18 protein-coding genes are annotated in these 20,609 nt (G+C 37.8%); all 18 read right to left on the reverse strand.

The window, feature by feature from the left end:
- Positions 1–16: 16 nt before the first annotated feature.
- Positions 17–1,582, reverse strand: coding sequence for an acyl CoA:acetate/3-ketoacid CoA transferase (locus tag ACO6FI_RS00355; RefSeq protein ID WP_485455603.1), 1,566 nt, complete (start codon positions 1,580–1,582; stop codon positions 17–19).
- Complete coding sequence (locus tag ACO6FI_RS00360; RefSeq protein ID WP_485455604.1) at positions 1,579–2,007, reverse strand: MaoC family dehydratase; 429 nt, start codon at positions 2,005–2,007, stop codon at positions 1,579–1,581. The genes ACO6FI_RS00355 and ACO6FI_RS00360 overlap by 4 nt, the downstream gene beginning before the upstream one ends.
- Positions 2,008–2,621: 614 nt before the next feature.
- Entirely contained in the window at positions 2,622–3,380 is a 759-nt protein-coding gene (locus ACO6FI_RS00365; protein WP_485455605.1) for a class I SAM-dependent methyltransferase, read from the reverse strand.
- A gap of 278 nt (positions 3,381–3,658) precedes the next feature.
- Positions 3,659–4,801 carry a YkvI family membrane protein gene (locus ACO6FI_RS00370; RefSeq protein ID WP_485455606.1) on the reverse strand — a complete coding sequence of 381 codons (1,143 nt, stop codon included), beginning with the start codon at positions 4,799–4,801 and terminating at the stop codon, positions 3,659–3,661.
- Between the two features lie 10 nt (positions 4,802–4,811).
- Positions 4,812–5,849 (reverse strand): electron transfer flavoprotein subunit alpha/FixB family protein, encoded by a 1,038-nt coding sequence (locus ACO6FI_RS00375; RefSeq protein ID WP_485455607.1) that lies wholly within the window; start codon positions 5,847–5,849, stop codon positions 4,812–4,814.
- 11 nt (positions 5,850–5,860) lie between these two features.
- Positions 5,861–6,649: an electron transfer flavoprotein subunit beta gene (gene etfB / locus ACO6FI_RS00380; protein WP_485455608.1), complete on the reverse strand. Its 789-nt coding sequence runs from the start codon at positions 6,647–6,649 to the stop codon at positions 5,861–5,863.
- A gap of 40 nt (positions 6,650–6,689) precedes the next feature.
- Complete coding sequence (acdB, locus tag ACO6FI_RS00385; RefSeq protein ID WP_485455609.1) at positions 6,690–7,829, reverse strand: putative isocaproyl-CoA dehydrogenase AcdB; 1,140 nt, start codon at positions 7,827–7,829, stop codon at positions 6,690–6,692.
- A 22-nt stretch (positions 7,830–7,851) separates the two neighbouring features.
- Positions 7,852–8,982 (reverse strand): 2-hydroxyacyl-CoA dehydratase subunit D, encoded by a 1,131-nt coding sequence (locus ACO6FI_RS00390; protein ID WP_485455610.1) that lies wholly within the window; start codon positions 8,980–8,982, stop codon positions 7,852–7,854.
- Positions 8,979–10,241 carry a (R)-2-hydroxyisocaproyl-CoA dehydratase subunit alpha gene (gene hadB / locus ACO6FI_RS00395; RefSeq protein ID WP_485455611.1) on the reverse strand — a complete coding sequence of 421 codons (1,263 nt, stop codon included), beginning with the start codon at positions 10,239–10,241 and terminating at the stop codon, positions 8,979–8,981. The genes ACO6FI_RS00390 and hadB overlap by 4 nt, the downstream gene beginning before the upstream one ends.
- Before the next feature lie 11 nt (positions 10,242–10,252).
- Positions 10,253–11,032 (reverse strand): acyl-CoA dehydratase activase, encoded by a 780-nt coding sequence (locus ACO6FI_RS00400; RefSeq protein WP_485455612.1) that lies wholly within the window; start codon positions 11,030–11,032, stop codon positions 10,253–10,255.
- A gap of 28 nt (positions 11,033–11,060) precedes the next feature.
- Positions 11,061–12,269 (reverse strand): CaiB/BaiF CoA transferase family protein, encoded by a 1,209-nt coding sequence (locus tag ACO6FI_RS00405; RefSeq protein ID WP_485455613.1) that lies wholly within the window; start codon positions 12,267–12,269, stop codon positions 11,061–11,063.
- Between the two features lie 491 nt (positions 12,270–12,760).
- Positions 12,761–14,119, reverse strand: a complete 1,359-nt coding sequence (locus ACO6FI_RS00410) for an MATE family efflux transporter (RefSeq protein WP_485455614.1) — start codon at positions 14,117–14,119, stop codon at positions 12,761–12,763.
- Between the two features lie 88 nt (positions 14,120–14,207).
- Entirely contained in the window at positions 14,208–15,245 is a 1,038-nt protein-coding gene (locus tag ACO6FI_RS00415) for an electron transfer flavoprotein subunit alpha/FixB family protein (RefSeq protein ID WP_485455615.1), read from the reverse strand.
- Positions 15,245–16,057 carry an electron transfer flavoprotein subunit beta gene (locus ACO6FI_RS00420; protein ID WP_485455616.1) on the reverse strand — a complete coding sequence of 271 codons (813 nt, stop codon included), beginning with the start codon at positions 16,055–16,057 and terminating at the stop codon, positions 15,245–15,247. The genes ACO6FI_RS00415 and ACO6FI_RS00420 overlap by 1 nt, the downstream gene beginning before the upstream one ends.
- A 10-nt stretch (positions 16,058–16,067) precedes the next feature.
- Complete coding sequence (gene acrC, locus ACO6FI_RS00425; RefSeq protein WP_485455617.1) at positions 16,068–17,210, reverse strand: acryloyl-CoA reductase; 1,143 nt, start codon at positions 17,208–17,210, stop codon at positions 16,068–16,070.
- A gap of 13 nt (positions 17,211–17,223) precedes the next feature.
- Positions 17,224–18,792, reverse strand: coding sequence for a CoA transferase (locus tag ACO6FI_RS00430; RefSeq protein WP_485455618.1), 1,569 nt, complete (start codon positions 18,790–18,792; stop codon positions 17,224–17,226).
- An 11-nt stretch (positions 18,793–18,803) separates the two neighbouring features.
- Entirely contained in the window at positions 18,804–19,259 is a 456-nt protein-coding gene (locus ACO6FI_RS00435; RefSeq protein WP_009662974.1) for a hypothetical protein, read from the reverse strand.
- Positions 19,260–19,322: 63 nt separating this feature from the next.
- On the reverse strand, positions 19,323–20,579 hold the full coding sequence (locus tag ACO6FI_RS00440; RefSeq protein WP_485455619.1) for an allantoate amidohydrolase: 1,257 nt from the start codon (positions 20,577–20,579) through the stop codon (positions 19,323–19,325).
- Positions 20,580–20,609 lie beyond the last annotated feature (30 nt).

Raw genomic sequence — 20,609 nt, forward strand, 5'->3', positions numbered from 1 at the left:
CCTCTTTTTTTAAATTTTATATATTCTTAAGTTCCAAGCTCATTAAAGTATCTCTAAAGATCCTTTCATCCATCATCTCCAATTTTTCAGGAATAATCGGTATGAAATCCATATTTCCAAGAATATCTCGTTCAAGGTCTACACCCGGTGCTATTTCTATTAACATAAGCCCTTCCTTTGTCAACCTAAAAACACACCTTTCTGTAATATATAAAACTTCCTGTTCTGTTTCATTAGCATATTTTGCGGAAAAAGTTATTTGTTCAACCTTCTTGACAAATTTCTTTTCCCTACCTTCTTCAAGAATAATAAGTTCTCCATTTTCAACTTTTTCTTTTAATCCGCCTGCAGTGAATGTACCACAGAATACAATTCTCTTTGTGCTTTGCGAAATATTAATAAAACCGCCACATCCTGGAATCTTCGGTCCAAATTTAGATACATTTATATTACCTTCTTTATCACACTGTGCTAATCCAAGGAATGTTACATCCAATCCACCACCATCATAGAGGTCAAATTGTATATCCTGATCTATGATAGACTGTGGATTTATTACTCCACCAAATTTTATACCTCCAAGTGGTACTCCTCCGGTTATTCCCGACTCCACACTAAGCGTAATTTTATCACCTTGACCTTCTTCATTAGCAACTGCACCAACAAGTTCAGGAATTCCAATTCCTAAGTTAACTAAAGAATATGCGTGTATCTCCATCGCACCTCTTCTGCCGATAACTTTTCTATTATCCAATTTTGGAGGTGCAACTCTATTAAGCAATGTCTTAGCATTTCCACAATAAGCAGGATTATAAACCTCACCAAAAACCTGATCATGATATGCATTTATATCGGTGCATTTAACAACAACATCTACAAGCACTCCGGGAATCTTTACCAATCTTGGGTCAAGGGTATTTGCACCTACAATATCCTTGACCTGTACAATAACTTTACCCCCATTATTCTTGCAAGCAATTGCCATATTTGTTGCATCAAGTGTAGCAACTTCTTCCTCTAAACTAATATTTCCATATTCATCAGCAAAAGTACCTCTTATAATTGCAAAATCAATTTTAGGTGCTAAATAATAGAGATATTCTTCCCCCTCAAGCTCTATCTTCTTAACAAGGTCTTCTTTTGTTATACTGTTTAACTTTCCACCATCTTGTGTCGGATCTACAAACGTATCTAATCCAATCTTACTAATTGTTCCTTTTTCTCCAGATGCTGATGAACGAAACATATGTGAAATAACTCCCTGCGGAAAATTATATGCTTCTATCTTATTATCAAGAGCCAACTTCTGAAGTTTTGGTGCCAAATTCCAATGTCCACCTACAACCCTCTTTAAAAGACCTTCACCATTTAAGAGATTAAGAGCTCTGTCTTTCCCGTCACCTTGACCTGCAGCATAATAAAGTGTCAAACCTTTAGGTGCGTTTGTCTCTTCATATCTTTCTTTTATTTTTTCCTGAACCTCCTCTGCCGCACCTATACCGACAAACCCATTTATTGCTATAGTTGCATTGTCCGTAATTAAATTTGCCGCTTCTCTTGCCGTTAAGAATTGTACTCTCATTTACCGGCCTCCTTTTTTGGTGGCAGAACCATTGCAACCCCCTCTAATACAACCTCTCCATTTTGATTCATACAAACTGTCTTTAATTTTAAGAACTTATCCTTTATCTTTTCTGATACCTCTACTGTAGCTGTGACAGTATCTCCAAAATATACCGGTTTTGTGAACTTTAATTCCTGTCCCATGTATATAGTACCTTCTCCGGGTAATTTCATTCCAAGAACAGTTGACACAAGACCTGCTGTAAGCATTCCATGCGCTATTCTCTTACCAAAAATACCTTTTTTTGCAGCCTCTTCATTTATGTGTGCTGAATTCAAATCCCCAATTATTCCAGCATACAAATACACATCTCCCTCTGTGATCGTTTTAGAAAAGCACGCTTTCTCTCCAATAACAATCTCGTCAATACTTTTTCCTGCCATAATATTGCCTCCATTAATTTTTATATTTTATTTCAAAGCACACTTTGAAACATTGTTAATGTAATTTATAACGAAGTATTCTCTTGCACTTCCATATTTAACTCTTTTATAATCACGTCAACAAAATAACATCAACATTATATATTTTTATCTAATATTGATAGCATTTTTATTTATTACTATTTAATGTTACCATATATATATATATATATATCAATTACTTTTTTAAAAATATGTGAATTATATCATTTTATACTAATAATCTATTTTTTATCAAAGTTATCCTCTTTTATTTTATTTATAATATATATATTTTAATAATATTATTGTATAATATATATATTATAATTGATTGTAGTTTCTTATATTTTTACTTTGTAAAAAATCAAATTGGACTACAGTAATATGTTTCGTCAAAAAAGGGTCTGTACAGTTTTAAACCGCACTGACCCATATAGAAGATTCACTATATTTTTTTATAAAGATATTTGAAGTTTCCACTCAATATTTTGACAAGGAAAAAAGTGGCTATAGCCTTATAAATACAAGACTTTAAACCACTTTTACATACCTCAGATGCTAAAGATAAAGTTACAACGTACTGTTATATATTTTTATTCTTTTCTCCCCGCAAAACATATATATCCAAGTTCTTTTTTATTATCCATCATAAATGAACGCATCCTTTGAAAGTATTCCTTATTAAACTCCTGCAATCCTGTTCTTATAATACTGAATGCTCCAAAAATACCCTCATCTTTCATCATTCCGGGAATACTCATAAGACTCATCGGACCGCTCTTTTCCTCCACTTGAAATCCGGATCTTTCAAAGCAGGCTCTCCACTCCGTTTCTATAAGCGGTTCCACATTTACATTTATAGCCCTGCTAAGACCGATACGAAGTTCCTTTGCTCTGTTTTCATCATCAGTGATTAAAACAACATCCTGAGTTAATACAACTCCGCCGGGCTTCAATACTCTGTAATATTCTTTTAACGCTCTCTCCTTTTTATCACCCAAAAGCATTGTCAGCATGGCTTCATTTACCACAACGTCAAAGCTTTCATCCTCAAAAGGAAGCTTGAAGGCATCACCTTCCATAACCTTTACTTTGTCTTCCAGGTCGTTATCTTTTATCTTCTTCCTTGCCTTTTCGACCGCTTTTTCATCCAAATCCACTCCTATAATATCACAACCGTATTTCTTTGCTATATGAATCAAGGTGGTTCCCATATTACAAGCCACCTCCAAAACCTTTGAATCAGCCTTGATATTTCCCTTCTCAAGTAACCAATCGGTAGCCACCACACCACCCGGTCTTAACCTTGTCTTACCTATTCTTGCCAAAAATTCATGACCTTTCTCTGCCATAATCTCCTCCTGTAAGCTAAAAACTCTCTGTAAGTTAGTATTTACTAACTCAAATGTAAAACACTACCTTTTAAAATAAATAAATTATATTTCATTTTATCGGGGATATTTACAAATACAGATATCATTAAATACTAAGAAAATATACTAAGCCGAATAACCGACTTACTAAGAATTTTAGACATACATACAGTAAAAGTCAATATTAAAAATACAGAAAATGAAATAGGTCGGTACAGTTTTTAGACTACACCAACCTAATATAATATTTTATATCACTACTCCACTTCAGGATGTTCTTTTTTAAACTTTGCATTCTTTATTGGAGCCACAATTGCAAGAGGTATCACAAGTAAGAACACACACACTCTTCCAATCCATCCATAACCGACTGCAATAAGCTTTGTAAGTCCTGCAAATGACAACAACGTAGCCAACACAATTGACACAAGTGAAATTATGATTCTTCTTTGTTCAAGTGAAAGAGACTGTAACCCTACCTTTTCAAACCTTGTAACCAGACCAAATACAACTCCGACACCGGTGGAAACAAATGCACTGAATAATATCAAAGAATATGCATACAGAAGTACCGGTCTGTTCAAAAATTTTGCAATATTAAATATCGGCAAGCTCATTCCGTCATCAAGTTGTGAAAGAGCGGCAAAATTTCCAAGTATCATTATTGCACATAATGCAGTCATCAAACCGTTTATTATTGTTCCTATAATTGCAAATCCTCTGCACTTCTTTGTGGTGTCAAGCAACTGTGATGTACTGATAATAGATGCCACTACCAAACTTTGAAATCCTGCATACAATAAACCGTTCCAAATCGCCGAAAAAACAGAACCTTCCACATGTTTTGTACTGATGACCTCTTTCAATCCCTGACTTCCAAGAGATAATCCCGGTATCAGCAATGCAATAAGGCATATCAAAATCATTATTGTTATAACTGTAGACGCCTTTCTTACAAGCCCCGCTCCAAATATTGTCAATATGAAAAATATTGCACCTGTAATAATACATCCAAGATAGAAATTCAGACCCCACAGACTGGCAAAGAGTTTTCCTCCTCCGGCTATAGCAATACCTGCTCCTACCACAACCAACACAAAAAATGCAATATCAAAAAATAATTTTCCTGCTGTTGAAAAAGGAGCATACAAATGATGGGCAAGTTCATCATAGCGGAATGCCTTATGATTTTTTGCCATTACCGCTCCGTTATAATAACACCAGCCTAAAAGAATTATTATAATAGCAGGCATAAATAAGGCGGTATATCCAAACTTCACAAAGTACTGTACAGTTTGATTTCCTGTAGCAAATCCACCTCCCACATGAGTTCCAAACCAAACCGCAGCCACCGAAAACATAGTTGCAAGACCGGACTTACCCAAATTGTCTTTATCCATACTCTTCTCCCTAAACTTTACTTAGTAATTCATCTAAACGCACTTCATCCTTTAAAAGCTCAATCAACTGCGGCACAACTTCATATACATCTCCCACTATTCCATAATCTGCCACCTCAAATATCGGTGCATTGGGATTCGTGTTTATTGCAACAATCATTCCGGATTCCTGCATACCTGCCAGATGCTGTATAGCTCCGGAAATACCGCAGGCAATATAGAGCTTAGGTCTTACAGTAGTACCTGTCTGTCCAACCTGTCTTGATTTGTCAATCCAACCTGCATCCACAGTCGCCCTTGAAGCTCCTAACGTTCCTCCTAAAACATCTGCCAACTCCTTAAGCATCTTAAATCCTTCGGCATTTTTTATTCCCATACCGCCTGATACAATGACATCCGCATCTGTAAGTGGAATCATATCCCTTTTAATCTTCACTATCTCAAGCACTTTTGTTCTGATATCTTTTTGAGATATGTCAACTTCTATTTCTATTGTTTCACCGGTTCTGTTTGTGTCCTTTATTGCTTTATCCATTACTCCTGGACGTACTGTACACATTTGCGGTCTCGTCTCCGGACAAATGATGGTGGCCATCAGATTTCCGCCAAAAGCAGGCCTTGTCTGCCTAAGCTTTCCATCTTCAGGATCTATTTCAAGTCCGGTACAATCTGCTGTCAGACCTGTGTTTAATTTTGATGCAATTCTTGGAGCCAGATCTCTTCCTATATGTGTAGCTCCCATCATAATTATCTCAGGTTTATAACTTTCTACAGCTATACACACTGCTTTAGAATATCCGTCAGTGGTATATTTCTCCAACAACTCATTGTCAACACAGTAAACTCTGTCAGCTCCATAATGGATCAAAGTTTGTATCAAATCTTTTACATTGCTGCCGACAAGAAGTGCACAAAGCTTCACATCAAGTTTATCTGCCAGCTTTCTGCCTTCCCCTAACAGCTCAACAACCACCGGTGTAAGTGTTCCCTGATGTTGCTCGGCAAATACCCATACATCTTTAAATTGCTTTATATCCCTGTTATCCATTGCTCCTCCTATCAGATAATATGTTGATGTTTAAACTTCACAGCCAAATTTTCAACCATCTCTTTTACCGTTCCTTCAAGAATGACTGATTTACCCTTAGGTTCAGGAGTAAATGATCTCGCAACTCTTGTAGGAGAAGCCTTAAGTCCCACCTCAGTTGGTGACACATCCAAATCATCAATGCTCCAGCGTGTAATATCCATCTTCATAGCATCAAATATCCTGTCTACTCGCATATATCTTGGGTCATTCAGTTCTTTTACTGCCGTGAGCATTGCCGGAGAGTTTACCTCTATTACCTCATACCCGTCCTCAAGCTGTCTTTGAACGGTTACACTTTTATCATCATTTAACTTTATATCCTGTACATATGTAACCTGTGGTATGCCCAGTTTTTCTGCTATCTGAGGCCCCACTTGTGCAGTATCTCCGTCAATAGCCTGACGACCACCGAATATAAAATCAAATTTTTCAAACTTTCTACAAGCTGACGCCAATGCATTTGAAGTAGCCCAAGTATCAGATCCTCCAAAAGCCCTGTCCGAAATCAGATAAGCTTCATCAGCTCCCATAGCCAAACATTCTCTTAACATATTCTCTGCCTGAGGCGGTCCCATAGATATTACACTTACCACTGTTTCCGAATACTCATCCTTTATTTTTAACGCAGCCTCAAGTGCATTAGCATCGTCAGGATTTAAAATACTTGGCACTCCTTCCCTTATAAGCGTATTTGTTTTTGGATCTATACGTACTTCTGTGGTATCAGGCACCTGCTTTGCACATACTATAATTCTCAAAGTTAATCCTCCATATTTATAAACTTGATAAAAAGCTCACTTATGATTTTTTAATCACATTACCTGCAATCACCATCTGCTGCACCTGTGACGTACCCTCATATATAGACAAAATTCTGGCATCTCTGTATATTCTTTCTATAGGGTAATCTTTAATAAAGCCATATCCTCCATGCAACTGTAACGCTTTATAAGCAACCTCATTTGCAGTTTCAGCAGCATAATACTTAGCCATCGCAGATTCAAGTCCGGGAACTTCTCCATTGTCTTTTTTCACTGCGGCATCATATACCAGAAGTCTCGCAGCCTGCACCTTTGTTGCCATATCTGCAATGGTAAACTGGGTATTTTGAAATTTTGCCAAAGGTCTGTTGAATTGAACACGCTCCTGTGTATACTTTATAGCCTCATCCAAAGCACCCTGTGCTACTCCAAGAGCTTGTGCGGCAACGCCTATACGACCATAATCCAAAGTGTTCAACATAATCTTGAATCCACGTCCTTCACTTCCAAGCAAATTGGATTTCGGTACTTTAACCTTATCAAGGATAATGTCAGATGTCTCCGTGCCTCGAATACCCATCTTATCCTCATGAGCACCTACGGAAAAACCTTCCCACTTTGACTCAACGATGAAAGTACTTATTCCTCTAGTTCCCTTGCTCTTATCAGTCATTGCCGATATTATTGCAAAATCACAAATAGGAGCATTGGTTATAAAGCACTTTCTTCCACTAAGCTCATAGTAGTCACCCTTATCTACAGCTATTGTCTGACCTGCTCCGGCATCTGAACCGGCTCCGGGTTCAGTAAGTCCGAAACATCCTATATACTTACCTTCTGCTAAAGGTCTCAAGTACTTTTCCTTTTGCTCAGGTGTTCCGAAGTTCACCAACGGAAGTGCTACAAGAGAAGATGCCGCTGTGATATAAGTACCTGTAGACGCACATCTTCTACTGATTTCTTCCATTATAATAGCGTAGGATACATAGTCGGCTCCTGCACCACCATACTCCCTTGGAATTATAGAAGATATGAACTTGTACTTTGCCAGTTTGTCTATTACATCCTTAGGTATCTTTCCGGTTTTATCCACCTCATCCGGATAAACTGCCATCTCCCTCTTCACAAAATCTCTGACAGTTTTTCTTAACAATTCATGTTCCTTTTTTAATATCATGCTTTCCTCCAGCTTTTACTTTTTAAAGCATCTCAGCAAATGTTTGAATTCTCGTTCTTATTTGTTCAATGCTTCCGGATTCCTGATCAATTTCTATTGTCACCGCCTTGATTCCGGCGTCATGTATATCATCCAACATAATAGGAGCATCATATTCCTCAGTGTCACAAAATTTCAAAAGTGCAAATACTACACCGGTTGCTTTCCTCTCATTTGCCAGCTTTGCAATCAATTTGCCACGAAGTCTTAAAGGATCAAAAGCATATGAACATCCCTCAATATTTGACCACTGACTTGCTATACTTAAGAGAGCGGTTTCCTTCTTAGGCACATCCGTTCTGAACTGTCTTGTTTCATGAGCAATATCATCTCCCACAATTCTTAATTTATTTTTCTCCATTATTTCAAGCACTTCTTTTGAATCCAATATAAAGCCTGTAGTTATAACTCTGTGACCTTCATATCTTTCTTCAGGCAGCTCTTTCAATGCCTTATTCAATGCTTTTACCTTTTCACTATGCTCTTCTTTAAGCATAAAATAAGCTGATTTTATAATGCGATTTCTCTGTACATTGTTGATAGAATTCGGATGAGATGCCGCCAAACTTACAAACTCTCTCATCAACTTTCTATGCTCATTGTAAATATCAATACTTTTAAAAATAGCCTCCTCAGAAATCTCTTTTCCTGCGATCTTTTCCAGCTCTTTTTTTACATTATTAAGTTCTGAAACTAAAAACTTTACTCCTGCCTCAAGCTTTCTGTTCTGCGGGTACACAAGTGTGATAAAAGGAATATCTTTTATTGCTGATTTCCAGTTCTGTCCTAAAGATATAAATGTGTCATCCATTCCCGGAATTATTGCTGCCGATAACTGCTTATATTTGCCTTGTAAAGCTAATTCCATGCACGTGAAAGCAACTGAATTACAAAATGCCGGAAAATACTGTTTTGCCAGATCCAAATTCACATTCTGTCCGCCCCAAAGTCCTACCGGTAGCATTCCGGCCGCATGAACCAACTCCTCAGGTGCATACACAGGAGCAACTCCCACAGCCTTTCCTCCGGTTTTTTCTATATATTCACCAACTGCCTTCTTAGGATTTTCTGCAATATATTCCAGCTCATCTATTATTTTTTTAATCTCTGTCATTTTGTGCTACCTCCGTCTTTTTTCTGATGTTCCATAACTTCCACAAGTCCCTGAAGTCTGGTCTCAAACTGTGCATCTGAAAAAGCTCTTGGATCAGCTTGATCCCCATCAAATGAAGCATATGGCAGACCGGTCTTTTCATATACATCTCTCGCCATTTGATACTGAATAAAACTCATCAACTTACAACTGCGATTCATGTGATAAAATACACCCTCACAATTTCCATCCTTTAAAGCATTTATCCTGTAATCTGACATCTTGTACAAATCGACATTATTGAACATACTGCAATATGCTCTTGCCAACCCTTCCAAATCATTCTTTTCATATACCAAAGCCCAAGCGTGAGGATAGACACTTCCTGTCATATTTACACCATATTTGCCGAAAGTTTTCATCTTATATCCTATATATGGCCAACAAGGAATACCTTCCATCATTATTCTGTACTTTTCTTCACATCTGTTGGATGTTGTACCGTTTTTTATATGTTCTTTCAACTCTGAAATTAGCAATTTAAATGCCTCTGTAGTCTCCTTTTTACCTCTGTAGCATACTATTACCGCCATATATGAGAATAGATCAAATCCGTTCATAGGTGCAGGATATACATCTTTTGAAAGAGACATAGATTCCTTCCACAACTTTCCGTTTTCAGCAGAAATCGCCATAACTTCTTCAAGTTTTTTTGGATCAAATTTCTTTCCTGATATTTTTTCAAGCTGGTTTGCAGCCTCTTTAAACTGAGCAACAAAATAGTCAATACGACTTTGACTGACCTCTCCTGAATTATTGTATGCTGTATCAATCATTATCAGTGGAATGTTAAGCTCTCTGGCAAGGCTCTCATACCACTTAATCACTTCATTACAGATATTATTACAACAGCAAACAAAATCAGGCTTAGGCATATTCAAATTCTCAGAGCCGCCATTTTCAAGCAATCCGAAATTTGTTCTGGCATATGCACACAGGTCTATAGAATATCCCCTTGCCTCTGCCTTTTCCTGTAATGATAATGATTCCTTCTTTGCTGCCACTCCTGCCGCCTGGTTTTCAGGATATAAAAGAGGAAGTCCAAAGCTTTCTACTATTTCCTGTGGAAAAACTGAAGTGGACCATCCCACAGGAATCCCCTTTTCTTTGGCTTCCCATGCCTCTTTATAGGACTTAGCCAGTAAGCCATTGATCATTTTCATTGCAGTGACTTTCTTTTCTTCCGTCTTTTTCTCCTCTGTTTTTTTCTCTTCTGACATCTTTTCCTCCTCTACTTATCTTTAATTTCATCAAATGCGAACAATGCTGCCCCCAAAGCTCCTGTAAGCTGAGCAAGCTCAGGCACCTCGATCTTGATCCCCAATGCATCTTCCATAGCCTTTACAACGCCTTTGTTCTTTGCCACTCCACCTACCATAACTACTTTTTCCTTTACCCCGATTCGTTTGGCAAGTGCTGACACACGACCGGCTACAGATGCATGAATTCCTGCTACTATATCTTCTTTTTTTGAACCCGCTGATAGATGTGATATCACCTCTGACTCTGCAAACACCGTACATGTGCTGCTGATGCTTACAGGAGATTTAGATTTTTCCGATATTTCACCAAGTTTTGAAACCTCAGTCTCTAAAACTCCTGCCATCACATCTAAAAATCTGCCTGTTCCGGCAGCACATTTATCATTCATAACAAAATTGTCAAGTCTTCCGTTTTTATCAAGTGCCAGTGCCTTTACATCCTGTCCTCCGATATCTATTACAGTCCTTGCTTCCGGAATAAGAAAACTTACTCCTCTGGCATGACAACTAAGCTCACTTATTTGCTTGTTTGCATCCTTATATGTCATTCTTCCATAACCTGTCACTACAACCGCCGCCATATCTTTTTCAGATAACCCGCTTTCATAAAAAAGTTGCTCTTTTACACGACCCGGTCCGCTTGTACCTGTACCTGATGTAATAATTGCCGAAGCGACTATATCCTTGCCATCATTCAAAATGACTCCTTTTGATGCCGTAGAGCCAAAATCTAATCCCATCGTATACACTGTGCTACCTCATTGTCTTATTATCTGACTACCCTACTACTTTATCTGCTTTTAAAGCCTCTATCTGCTCTTTAGAATACCCTGCTTCCTTCAATACCTCTTGTGTATGTTCTCCAAGTAAAGGTGCTAAGTGATAATCTTCTCTTTCTCTTGTAGGGAATTGAACAGGATTTGTGAACATAGTCCTCTCATTGCCATTCCTATACTTCATCTTTATCAAAAAGTCATTTGCCCAACACTGCGGATCATTCAATATATCCACAGGAGTCTGTAATTTTTCAAAAGGTATTCCGGCTTTTTGCAAGCGCTCACACCACTCATCAATCGGTCGCTTTGCAAACTCTATTTCCATCATATCAACGAACTCTGAAATATAATTCACCACGCTCTTCATAGTACTGTACTTTGAACCCTTAAGATCAGGTCTCTCTATTACAATATCGCAAAATCCCGGGAACCACTTATCATATTGGAAAAATGCCAATTGAAGCCAATTTCCGTCAGAACATTTATAGGTAGTGTTTAGAGGGTTTGGTGGTTCCTTTCGAGTGATAGGCATATTGTATCCATACTGTGCCGCATTCACATATAGTCCTAATCCGAATACTGCTGTATGGAACAGTGAAACTGTAACCTTTTCTCCTTCTCCGGTCTGCTCCTTGCTGTGAAGAGCTGCCAAAATACCGGCTGTCAGATTCATTCCGGCATAGTGATCTCCAAGTGCCGCAGCTGAATTACAAGGTGATGTATTTTTTTCCATAAGGCTTGCAGCTACACCTCCTCTGGCAAAGTATGCTGTGTAGTCAAATGCCGGATTATCCTTTGCAGGGCCCTTTTCTCCATATCCAAGCAAATGTGCATATACAATATGCGGTGCTCTTTTGTGTACACTTTCATAGTCTAAGCCGCTTTTTAACAGAGCCTTCTCACGAGTGTTTGTCAGGAAAATATCAGCAGTTTCCAGGAGTTTGAATATAATCTCCACTCCCTCTTTTGTAGTGGTATCAACCACTATTCCCTTTTTCCCTGAATTTTCCATCTCAAACAACGGACATTCATCTTCACCGGTTGGAAAATTCCACTGCATACCTACAGCTCTGGTCATATCTCCAAAAGCAGGCTCGATCTTGATAACCTCTGCACCCCAGTCTGCCAGCACTCTTCCGCTGATAGGAGCCGCCACGAAATTAGCATATTCAATAACTCGTATCCCTTCCAGCAATTTCCTTTTACTCATATTTCAACCTCCTTTATTTAGTGTGTGAAAATTATATCTATGTCCATTATATATATATATATATATTGTCAAGTATTTTGTATATTTTTATTATTATTCAATAATTAATTATCGTATATTTCAAAATGTCGAAAAAGATATATAGAAATATTGAAAGAGCTAATATTACTATCACTTATATTAGTACAATTTAAACAAAATTTTACTTCAATATTATTTCTTACGTTAATTTATTTTGTTTTTAATTTCATATTTATATCTATTATTTTGATATGGGCAATATGTTGAAAATATGACGGATTCTACACTGTAACAGCACAAATTAAAGATACATATATCTTTATCTAATCAAAAAAGCGGCTTAAAACCTTGCAAACACAAGGCTCTAAGCCACTTTTCTGTTACACAAATTTCTAAAATTTTTTATACACCGGTACATGAAAAACATGGTATCAATTACATCATACTTAAAAAACATCTCCTTAAAATCGCTATACAACTTCTCTGCCTATATCTATCTTTGTATTCTTATATAAAATCAAACTTAGTACAACACAGATTACCTCGGTTGCAAGGAAGGCGCTCCATATACCTTCAAGCCCGAGAGTCTTTGAACCTATAAACATTATAGGAATCAGCAATAAAAGCTGTCTGCAAAGATTTATCAATATACTTTTACCTACATTCTTTGTAGACTGCATATATGATGCTATCATAGTTGTAATACCGACAAACACATAGCTAAGACTCATTATCCTGATACCGAAAATTCCAAACTCAAACATCTCTTTTGGCGGATTAAAGGTCTGCAATATATTTTCAGTAAAAGTCCAAAGCATTACTATACTGAATGATGTGAGCATTATTGCAACAATTGTGCCTATCTTTAGACTCTCCTTTAATCTATCCTCTCTTTTTGCCCCGTAATTATAGCTCATCACCGGTATACACCCCTGTATAAGTCCGTTCAATGTCATTATTACCATCTGCTGTATCTTAAAATACGCTCCAAAGAAGGCAATTGCTATCTCTGAATATTGTTTCAGAAAGAGATTTGTATTATATACCATTGCCGCTCCAAGCACATTCATTATAAAAGACGGGAAACCCACTACAAAGATATCCCTTACATGATTAACACGGATTATAAAGTATTTTAAACCCAATTTAACCTTTTGCTTTTGGAATATGAGTACAAGGAATGCCAAAATCGTAGAGAAAGTATATCCCATAACCGTAGCAATGGCAGCCCCTCTGACTCCCATAGGTTTAAATCCCAAATAACCGAATATTAAAACAGGATCAAATATAAGATTTACTACAACACCTGCTATCTGAAAGCACATAGGAGCAAGCATATTTCCCGTTCCCTGCAATACCTTTTGAATACAGATATGTACTGCACATGGTATAGCCATAAATACACATATATCCATATATGCCATTGCCTGATTTATAATCTCCGTATCACTTGTAAATGACATTATAAATCCTCTTATAATATTCATAGTGATAAGTGTTACAGTACTGCTTACCACAAAAGAAACAATTATTCCATTGGCTACTATTGTATTCGCCTTTTCCTCATCCTTTTCCCCAAGGTATTTTGCAACCAGCACACTGACACCTACCCCTATCCAAATGGCAATAGCCAAAAACAATGTCGTAATAGGAAAAATTATAGAAACAGCACTCAAAGATTTATCACTGATACATGATACAAAAATACAATCTATCAGATTATATGAGTATTGCATACACATGGAAATAAGCGGAGGTATGGACATTTTTAAAATAAGAGATTTTATAGGCTCCACCTCCATTTTATTTTTTGTACTTACTCCTTCCATTTCCCCTCCTTATAATGATAATTTACTAACCCTATGATAACAAAATCGGGGCAGCCTCAGCCACCCCATATTCATAATTTTACCAAAACTATAATACGAAATCTCCGGATTCTATACTTGAAACAAGTGCCGGTATAATTTCTTTCAAATCGCCTACGATACCATAATCACAAATATCAAATATAGGTGCATTTTTATCTGTATTTATTGCAACTATATATTTTGATTCGCTCATTCCCGCCAAATGCTGTATAGCACCTGATATACCGCAGGCAATATATAAATCAGGTCTTACAGTCGTTCCTGTCTGTCCTACCTGATGAGAGGAGTCAATCCACCCCGCATCAACACAGGCACGAGATGATCCGACTTCACCACCAAGAGCATTTGCAAGACTCTCTATCAGTGCAAAGCCGTCTTTATTTTTTATCCCTCTGCCTCCTGATACGATAATCTTTGCGTCTGTTAAATTTACTCGCCTTTGATTATGTTCGACTGTGCCGATAAGCCTTGTTCTTATATCTTCTTTACTAAGTTTAGGAAGTATTTTCTCAAAACCTGCATCATTTTTCTCTGCTTTCTTTGCTCTTGACATTACTCCCGGTCTTACTGTAGCCATTTGTGGACGATTTTTCGGGCAAATAATCGTTGCCATAATATTTCCACCGAATGCAGGTCTTGTCATAAGGAGTTTTTTATCCTCAGCATCCACCTCAAGTCCGGTACAATCTGCAGTAAGTCCTGTGCCAAGTCTTGCAGCAAGTCTCGGTCCGATATCTCTTCCTATGGAAGTCGCACCTACTAAAAGCACCTCGGGCTTTCTCTTTTTTATCTCTTCTGAGAGTACCTCGACAAATCCCAATGTAGAAAAATCTTTTAAAAGTTCATGTTCTAAGTAATATACCTTATCAACATCATACTCAAGCAGTTCTTTTACCGCTTCTTCTATCTCATATCCGGGAACAATAACAATAAGCTTTTTCCCAAGTTCATTTGCAATCTTTCTGCCCTCTCCCATCAGTTCCAAAGTGATAGGCAAAATTTTACCGTTTACAGTTTCTGCAAGTACCCAAACATCTTTATACTCATTAAGATTTATGTCTTGATTTACCTTTGCTCTTTCCACTATTTGGCACCTCCGGACTGTATCAATTTATTTTCATATAGCTTTGTCAAAAGAAGTTTTGCCTTTTCCATTGCTGTATTTCCTTCTACAAACTCACTATGTTTTTCTTTTACAGGTACAAAGGAGCGATGCACATTGGTAGGCGAACCTTTGATACCGATTTGAGTTTCATCCACATTCAAATCATCAAAGGTCAATACCTTAATCAAATCATCTCCGTTCTCATAAGCTTTAAATATTCCCTTAACACTTGGATATCTTACAGTATTGAGTTCCTTAATAGCGGTAATAAGTGCCGGTAATTCTACCTCAAACTCATAATCCTTTGATTCACAAAATCTCTTGACTCTGATTATATTTTCTTTGAGTTCTACTTCCTTGGCATAGGTCACCTGCGGTATATTAAGAAATTCCGCAATCTCAGGTCCTACCTGTGCGGTATCACCGTCTATAGCCTGTCTTCCGCATATTATCAAATCATAATCACCTATTTTTTCTATAGCCGCTGCCAATATAGTTGCCGTAGCCCAAGTATCTGAACCGCCGAATTTTCTGTCACTTATAAGATAAGCGCTGTCTGCACCCATAGCCAAAGCTTCAAGTAAAGCCTCTTTTGCCTGCATAGGTCCCATACTCAGTACAATGACCTGTACACCTTTTTCATCCTTTAACCTTAATGCCGCTTCAAGGGCATTTTTATCATCAGGATTGATTATGCTCTCCACTCCGTCTCTGATAAGTGTTTTTGTCTCAGGGTTAATCTTGACTTCACTTGTATTTGGCACCTGCTTTATACATACAATGATTTTCATAATCTACCCCCTATTTCAGCACTTCTCTGGCTATAACAACCTTGTGAATCTCTGAAGTACCTTCATATATTTCTGTTATTTTTGCATCACGATACATTCTTTCCAAAGGATAATCCCTCATATACCCATATCCGCCATGTATCTGCAATGCTTTATCTGTTACTTCAACGGCTACTTTTGATGCATTAAGCTTCGCCATCGCCGCCTCTTTTGTATATGGCATTCCACTAACTTTCAAGTTTGCAGCTCTATAGGTCATCCATCTCGCACATTCAACCTTTGTAGCCATTTCAGCTAAATACCATTGTAAGCCCTGCAATGAAGAAATCGGTCTGCCGAATTGTACCCTTTCCTTTGTGTACTTTATACTCTCATCAAGAGCACCTGCTGCAATTCCCACAGCCTGTGCCGCAATTCCTATCCTTGCACCGTCAAGGGCAGTCATTGCAATCTTAAATCCCTTTCCAAGAGGACCGATAAGATTATCTTTAGGAACTCTGCAATTGTCGAATATAAGTTCTGCCGTTTCAGAGCCATGCAGTCCCATCTTATCTTCAATCTTACCTATTGAAAATCCCGGTATTCCACGCTCCACAAGTATACAGCTGAGTCCTTTGGTCTTTAATTCAGGTGATGTAAGCGCAAACACCAATACATACTTTGCTAATCCTCCGCCTGTTATAAAGCATTTTGTACCATTTAAAACAAACTCCTGTGTATTCTCATCAAATATTGCAGTTGTTCTTGCACTTCCCGCATCAGAGCCGGCATTCGGTTCGGTTAGGGCAAACGCCCCCAACTCGCCACCTGCACATACTACAGGTAAATACTTTTGCTTTTGTTCTTCAGTACCGAACTTATCAAGCACAGAGGCAAAGATAGTATGAATCGACAGTGTGGCGGCGGTAGAACCGCAATGTTTTGCTATTTCTTCTACAGCAATTATTTTTTCAATATCGCTACCACCGCTTCCACCGTATTTTTCCTCGGTTCCTATACCTGTTAACCCCATCTTTGTCATTTCCAGGAATAAATCCTTTGGGAATTTACCGCTTCTGTCTATTTCTTCAGCTCTTGGTTTTACTATGTTTTCGCTGAAATCAGCCACTGTTTTTTTCAGCATTTGCTGCGCTTTGGAAAAATTAAAATCCATTTCTTTTCCTCCACTAGATTATGCCTTCTTCTTTTAATTGCTTTAATGTCTCATCATCAAAGCCGTATACTTCTTTATTATGCTGACCGAGTAAAGGTGCCGGTGTATCTACGCTTCCCGGTGTTTCACTGAGTTTTATAGGGCAACCCTGTATATACATATCTCCGATAGTAGGATGTTCAACATGTACCATCATTTCTCTTGCTTTAAAATGAGGATGCTCAATAGCTTCCTTCATATCAAGTATCTGTCCGCAAGGTATTCCAACCTCTTCAAACATACTCTCAACCTCAGCTTTTCCTCTTTGCTTTACCCAGTCCACAATTATCTCATGCAACCCGTCATTATAATTTTTAATTCTCAAATCATTGGTTGCAAACTTTTCATTTGTAACAAGATCAGGTCTACCTATTACATCACAGAATACCTTAAACAGTTTGTCTGTTCCTACTCCTAAAGCAATATATCCGTCTTTTGCCTCATATACATTAAAAGGTGATACTGTAGCGTCTATATTTCCCTGTCTCTGCGGTATAATTCCTTTTAAGGTAGTATAAATAATAGCATTTTCAAGCAATGTAAAGATAGTATCCGCCATAGCTACATCCACCTGTTGACCTTCACCGCTTATATTTCTTCTGTACAGAGCCATAAGTACACCTACGCACAGGTAAATTCCTGTAACATTATCAGCCACTGAAACTCCGCATTTTACAGGAGGTGCATCCGGATAACCTGTAAGATTTATCATACCTCCAAGTGCCTGAGCCACAATATCATAACATGGTCTGTTTGAGAAAGGACCATATTGTCCGAATCCGCTTCCTGAAGCATAAATTATTCTAGGATTTATCTTCTTTAATGTCTCATAGTCAACCTTTAATTTTTTTGTTACTCCGACTCTGAAGTTTTCCACCACCACATCTGCTTCTTTTACAAGATCATAGAAAATTTCTCTTCCTTTTTCTGTCTTTAAATTAAGAGTAACTCCTTTTTTATTTCTGTTTATAAAAGCATAAAATCCGCTCTCACCGCTATTATCGTCCATTGGTGGCCAATATCTTGACTGATCGCCTGTAAGAGGCTCTATCTTTATAACCTCGGCACCGTTGTCCGCCAAAAGTGCGGTACAGAAAGGACCGTTGTATGCATGTGTGAGATCAAGAACTTTCAATCCCTCAAGAGCTTTTGTTTTCTTTTTCTCTTTCTTTGCAGGAATAATATATTCAAAAATGCATACTGTTGAAAGAGGAGGATCTTCCAAAACATCTATAGAACTTTCAAACTCAGGCTTCTCAGGAATAACTGCAACCTTAAATGAACGCACTTCAATGATTGCTCTTCCGTTTTCTTCACCCAAAAGTCTTGCCTTGTACTCCATATAATCCCCGGCAAAACATGGCACAAACAATCTTACTTTTCTTACCTTTGCACATCTGCTCTGATTTCCATAAACCTTGGTCATCAATCTGTTTGCGGTATCTTCCATCAAAGTAATGGATCTGGCTCCGTTTACAACTCCTCCACCATAGAAAACATCTCTATCCGACATTCTATATCTTAATGTAACTTCAGTACTCATACTCCCCCCTATTAAAGCTCAAGTTCTCTCCAAGGGTCAATAACTTCACCACTTGGCTGATTTCCACGTTGTAATTCTTTCTTTACTACAAGTACTACAGTACCTTCAGTAATCAACTTCGGAGGATCAAAATAATACATATCTCCCGGATTTGCATCTTTGATACCCATTCTGTATGCAGGAGTTGCAACTTTATATGTGCTTATTCTACATGTTCTTGATGTATTTCCCACCTTTAACATCTCTGCTCTGAAATTAAGCTGATCACCTACATATGCATCTTCATACAGCTCTACATCCGTATATCCGAGACATAATGATTCATCACCGTCATTTAATATCATCAGCTCGGTTTCAACATCACCGATAAAATCAAACTGTCTTCCGAACGGTATTTTTCCGTCTACATTATTTGCATCGGCAGTTGTCATATTATAATTTAATTCCGCTACTTTTCTAACACTCATTTCACACCTCTGTTCTACTATAATGTTGGGGCCAAAATATTTGACCCCAACACTTAAATCATATTATTGAGCATCACACTTCAATACTGCATTCAAAAGTACACTGGCACCCTTTGTACACTGTTCAACCGGTGTAAACTCCTCTTCACAATGTGAATGTCCGTCTTTTGAAGGCACAAATATCATTGTAGTAGGCATCATATAGCTTACAAACTGTGCATCATGTCCTGCGCCTGAGTTGATTCTCTGATTTGAATATCCAAGCTCATTTACAGCTTCTGTTACATATCCTACCAGCTTCTCATCATAATAAACCGTATCTCTTGACCATGCTCTTTCATAACCTGTAGTACAGCCTACTATTTCTTTCGGCATATTCTTTATTACTTCCACTACCTGCTCGATAACCTTAGGATCCTCATGTCTTGCATCTATTGAGAACTCTACAAAATCAGGAATAACTGTATGTACATTAGGATGACATACTATTTCGCCTGTGGTATATACCAATTCCTTATCAAGTGTGTCCAGCTCATCATGCAGATATTGTAAAAGCTTGGCAGCAGCATATAATGCATCTTTTCTGTATGGCATCGGTGTTGTTCCTGCATGATCCGACTGACCGAAAGCCTTTATTCTGTAGTTTATCATTCCAAGCACACAGGTAACTATTCCGATATCATTCTTTGCGGCTTCAAGAATCGGTCCCTGTTCGATATGAAGTTCAAACATTGCCATATAATCTTTAGGATTTAATCTGTTGGCTTTATCTCCCTTATATCCTGAAGCTTCAAGTGCCTCTTTAAAGGTCTTATTCTTATCAAGAACCGAAGTTGAGGCAAGCATATCCTCATGCTTAAACTTCTTTCCAATCTCTTCAGGCAAATAATCATTACAGATAACACCCGATGACATCATAGCCGGTGGATATAATGAGCCTTCCTCATTGGTCCAAATCATAGCTACAAGATTGTGTTTATGAGGTATCTTCTGATCAGCAACAGTCTCTAAAACCTCCATGGCTCCCATTACACCTAAAATACCGTCATAATTTCCACCGTTTCTAACCGAATCTGAATGTGAAGCCATAACAATTGCAGGTAATGTAGGATCGCTACCCTCTAATGTTGCATACATATTTGCCATATCATCGGTCTTTATCTTTGCACCGATAGCTTCCATTCTTCTCTTGAATTCAGCTCTTGCCATAAGATTTTCTTTTGAAAGAGAATATCTTGTGATACCGCCATGTCCTGCATCACCAAACTGACTCATGGTTTTGATTTTATCTGCCATTCTATCTTCGCTACACTTATACATATTACCCCCTATTAAAACAACATATTCTTT

The organism is Lachnoanaerobaculum sp. (genome assembly GCF_057250505.1).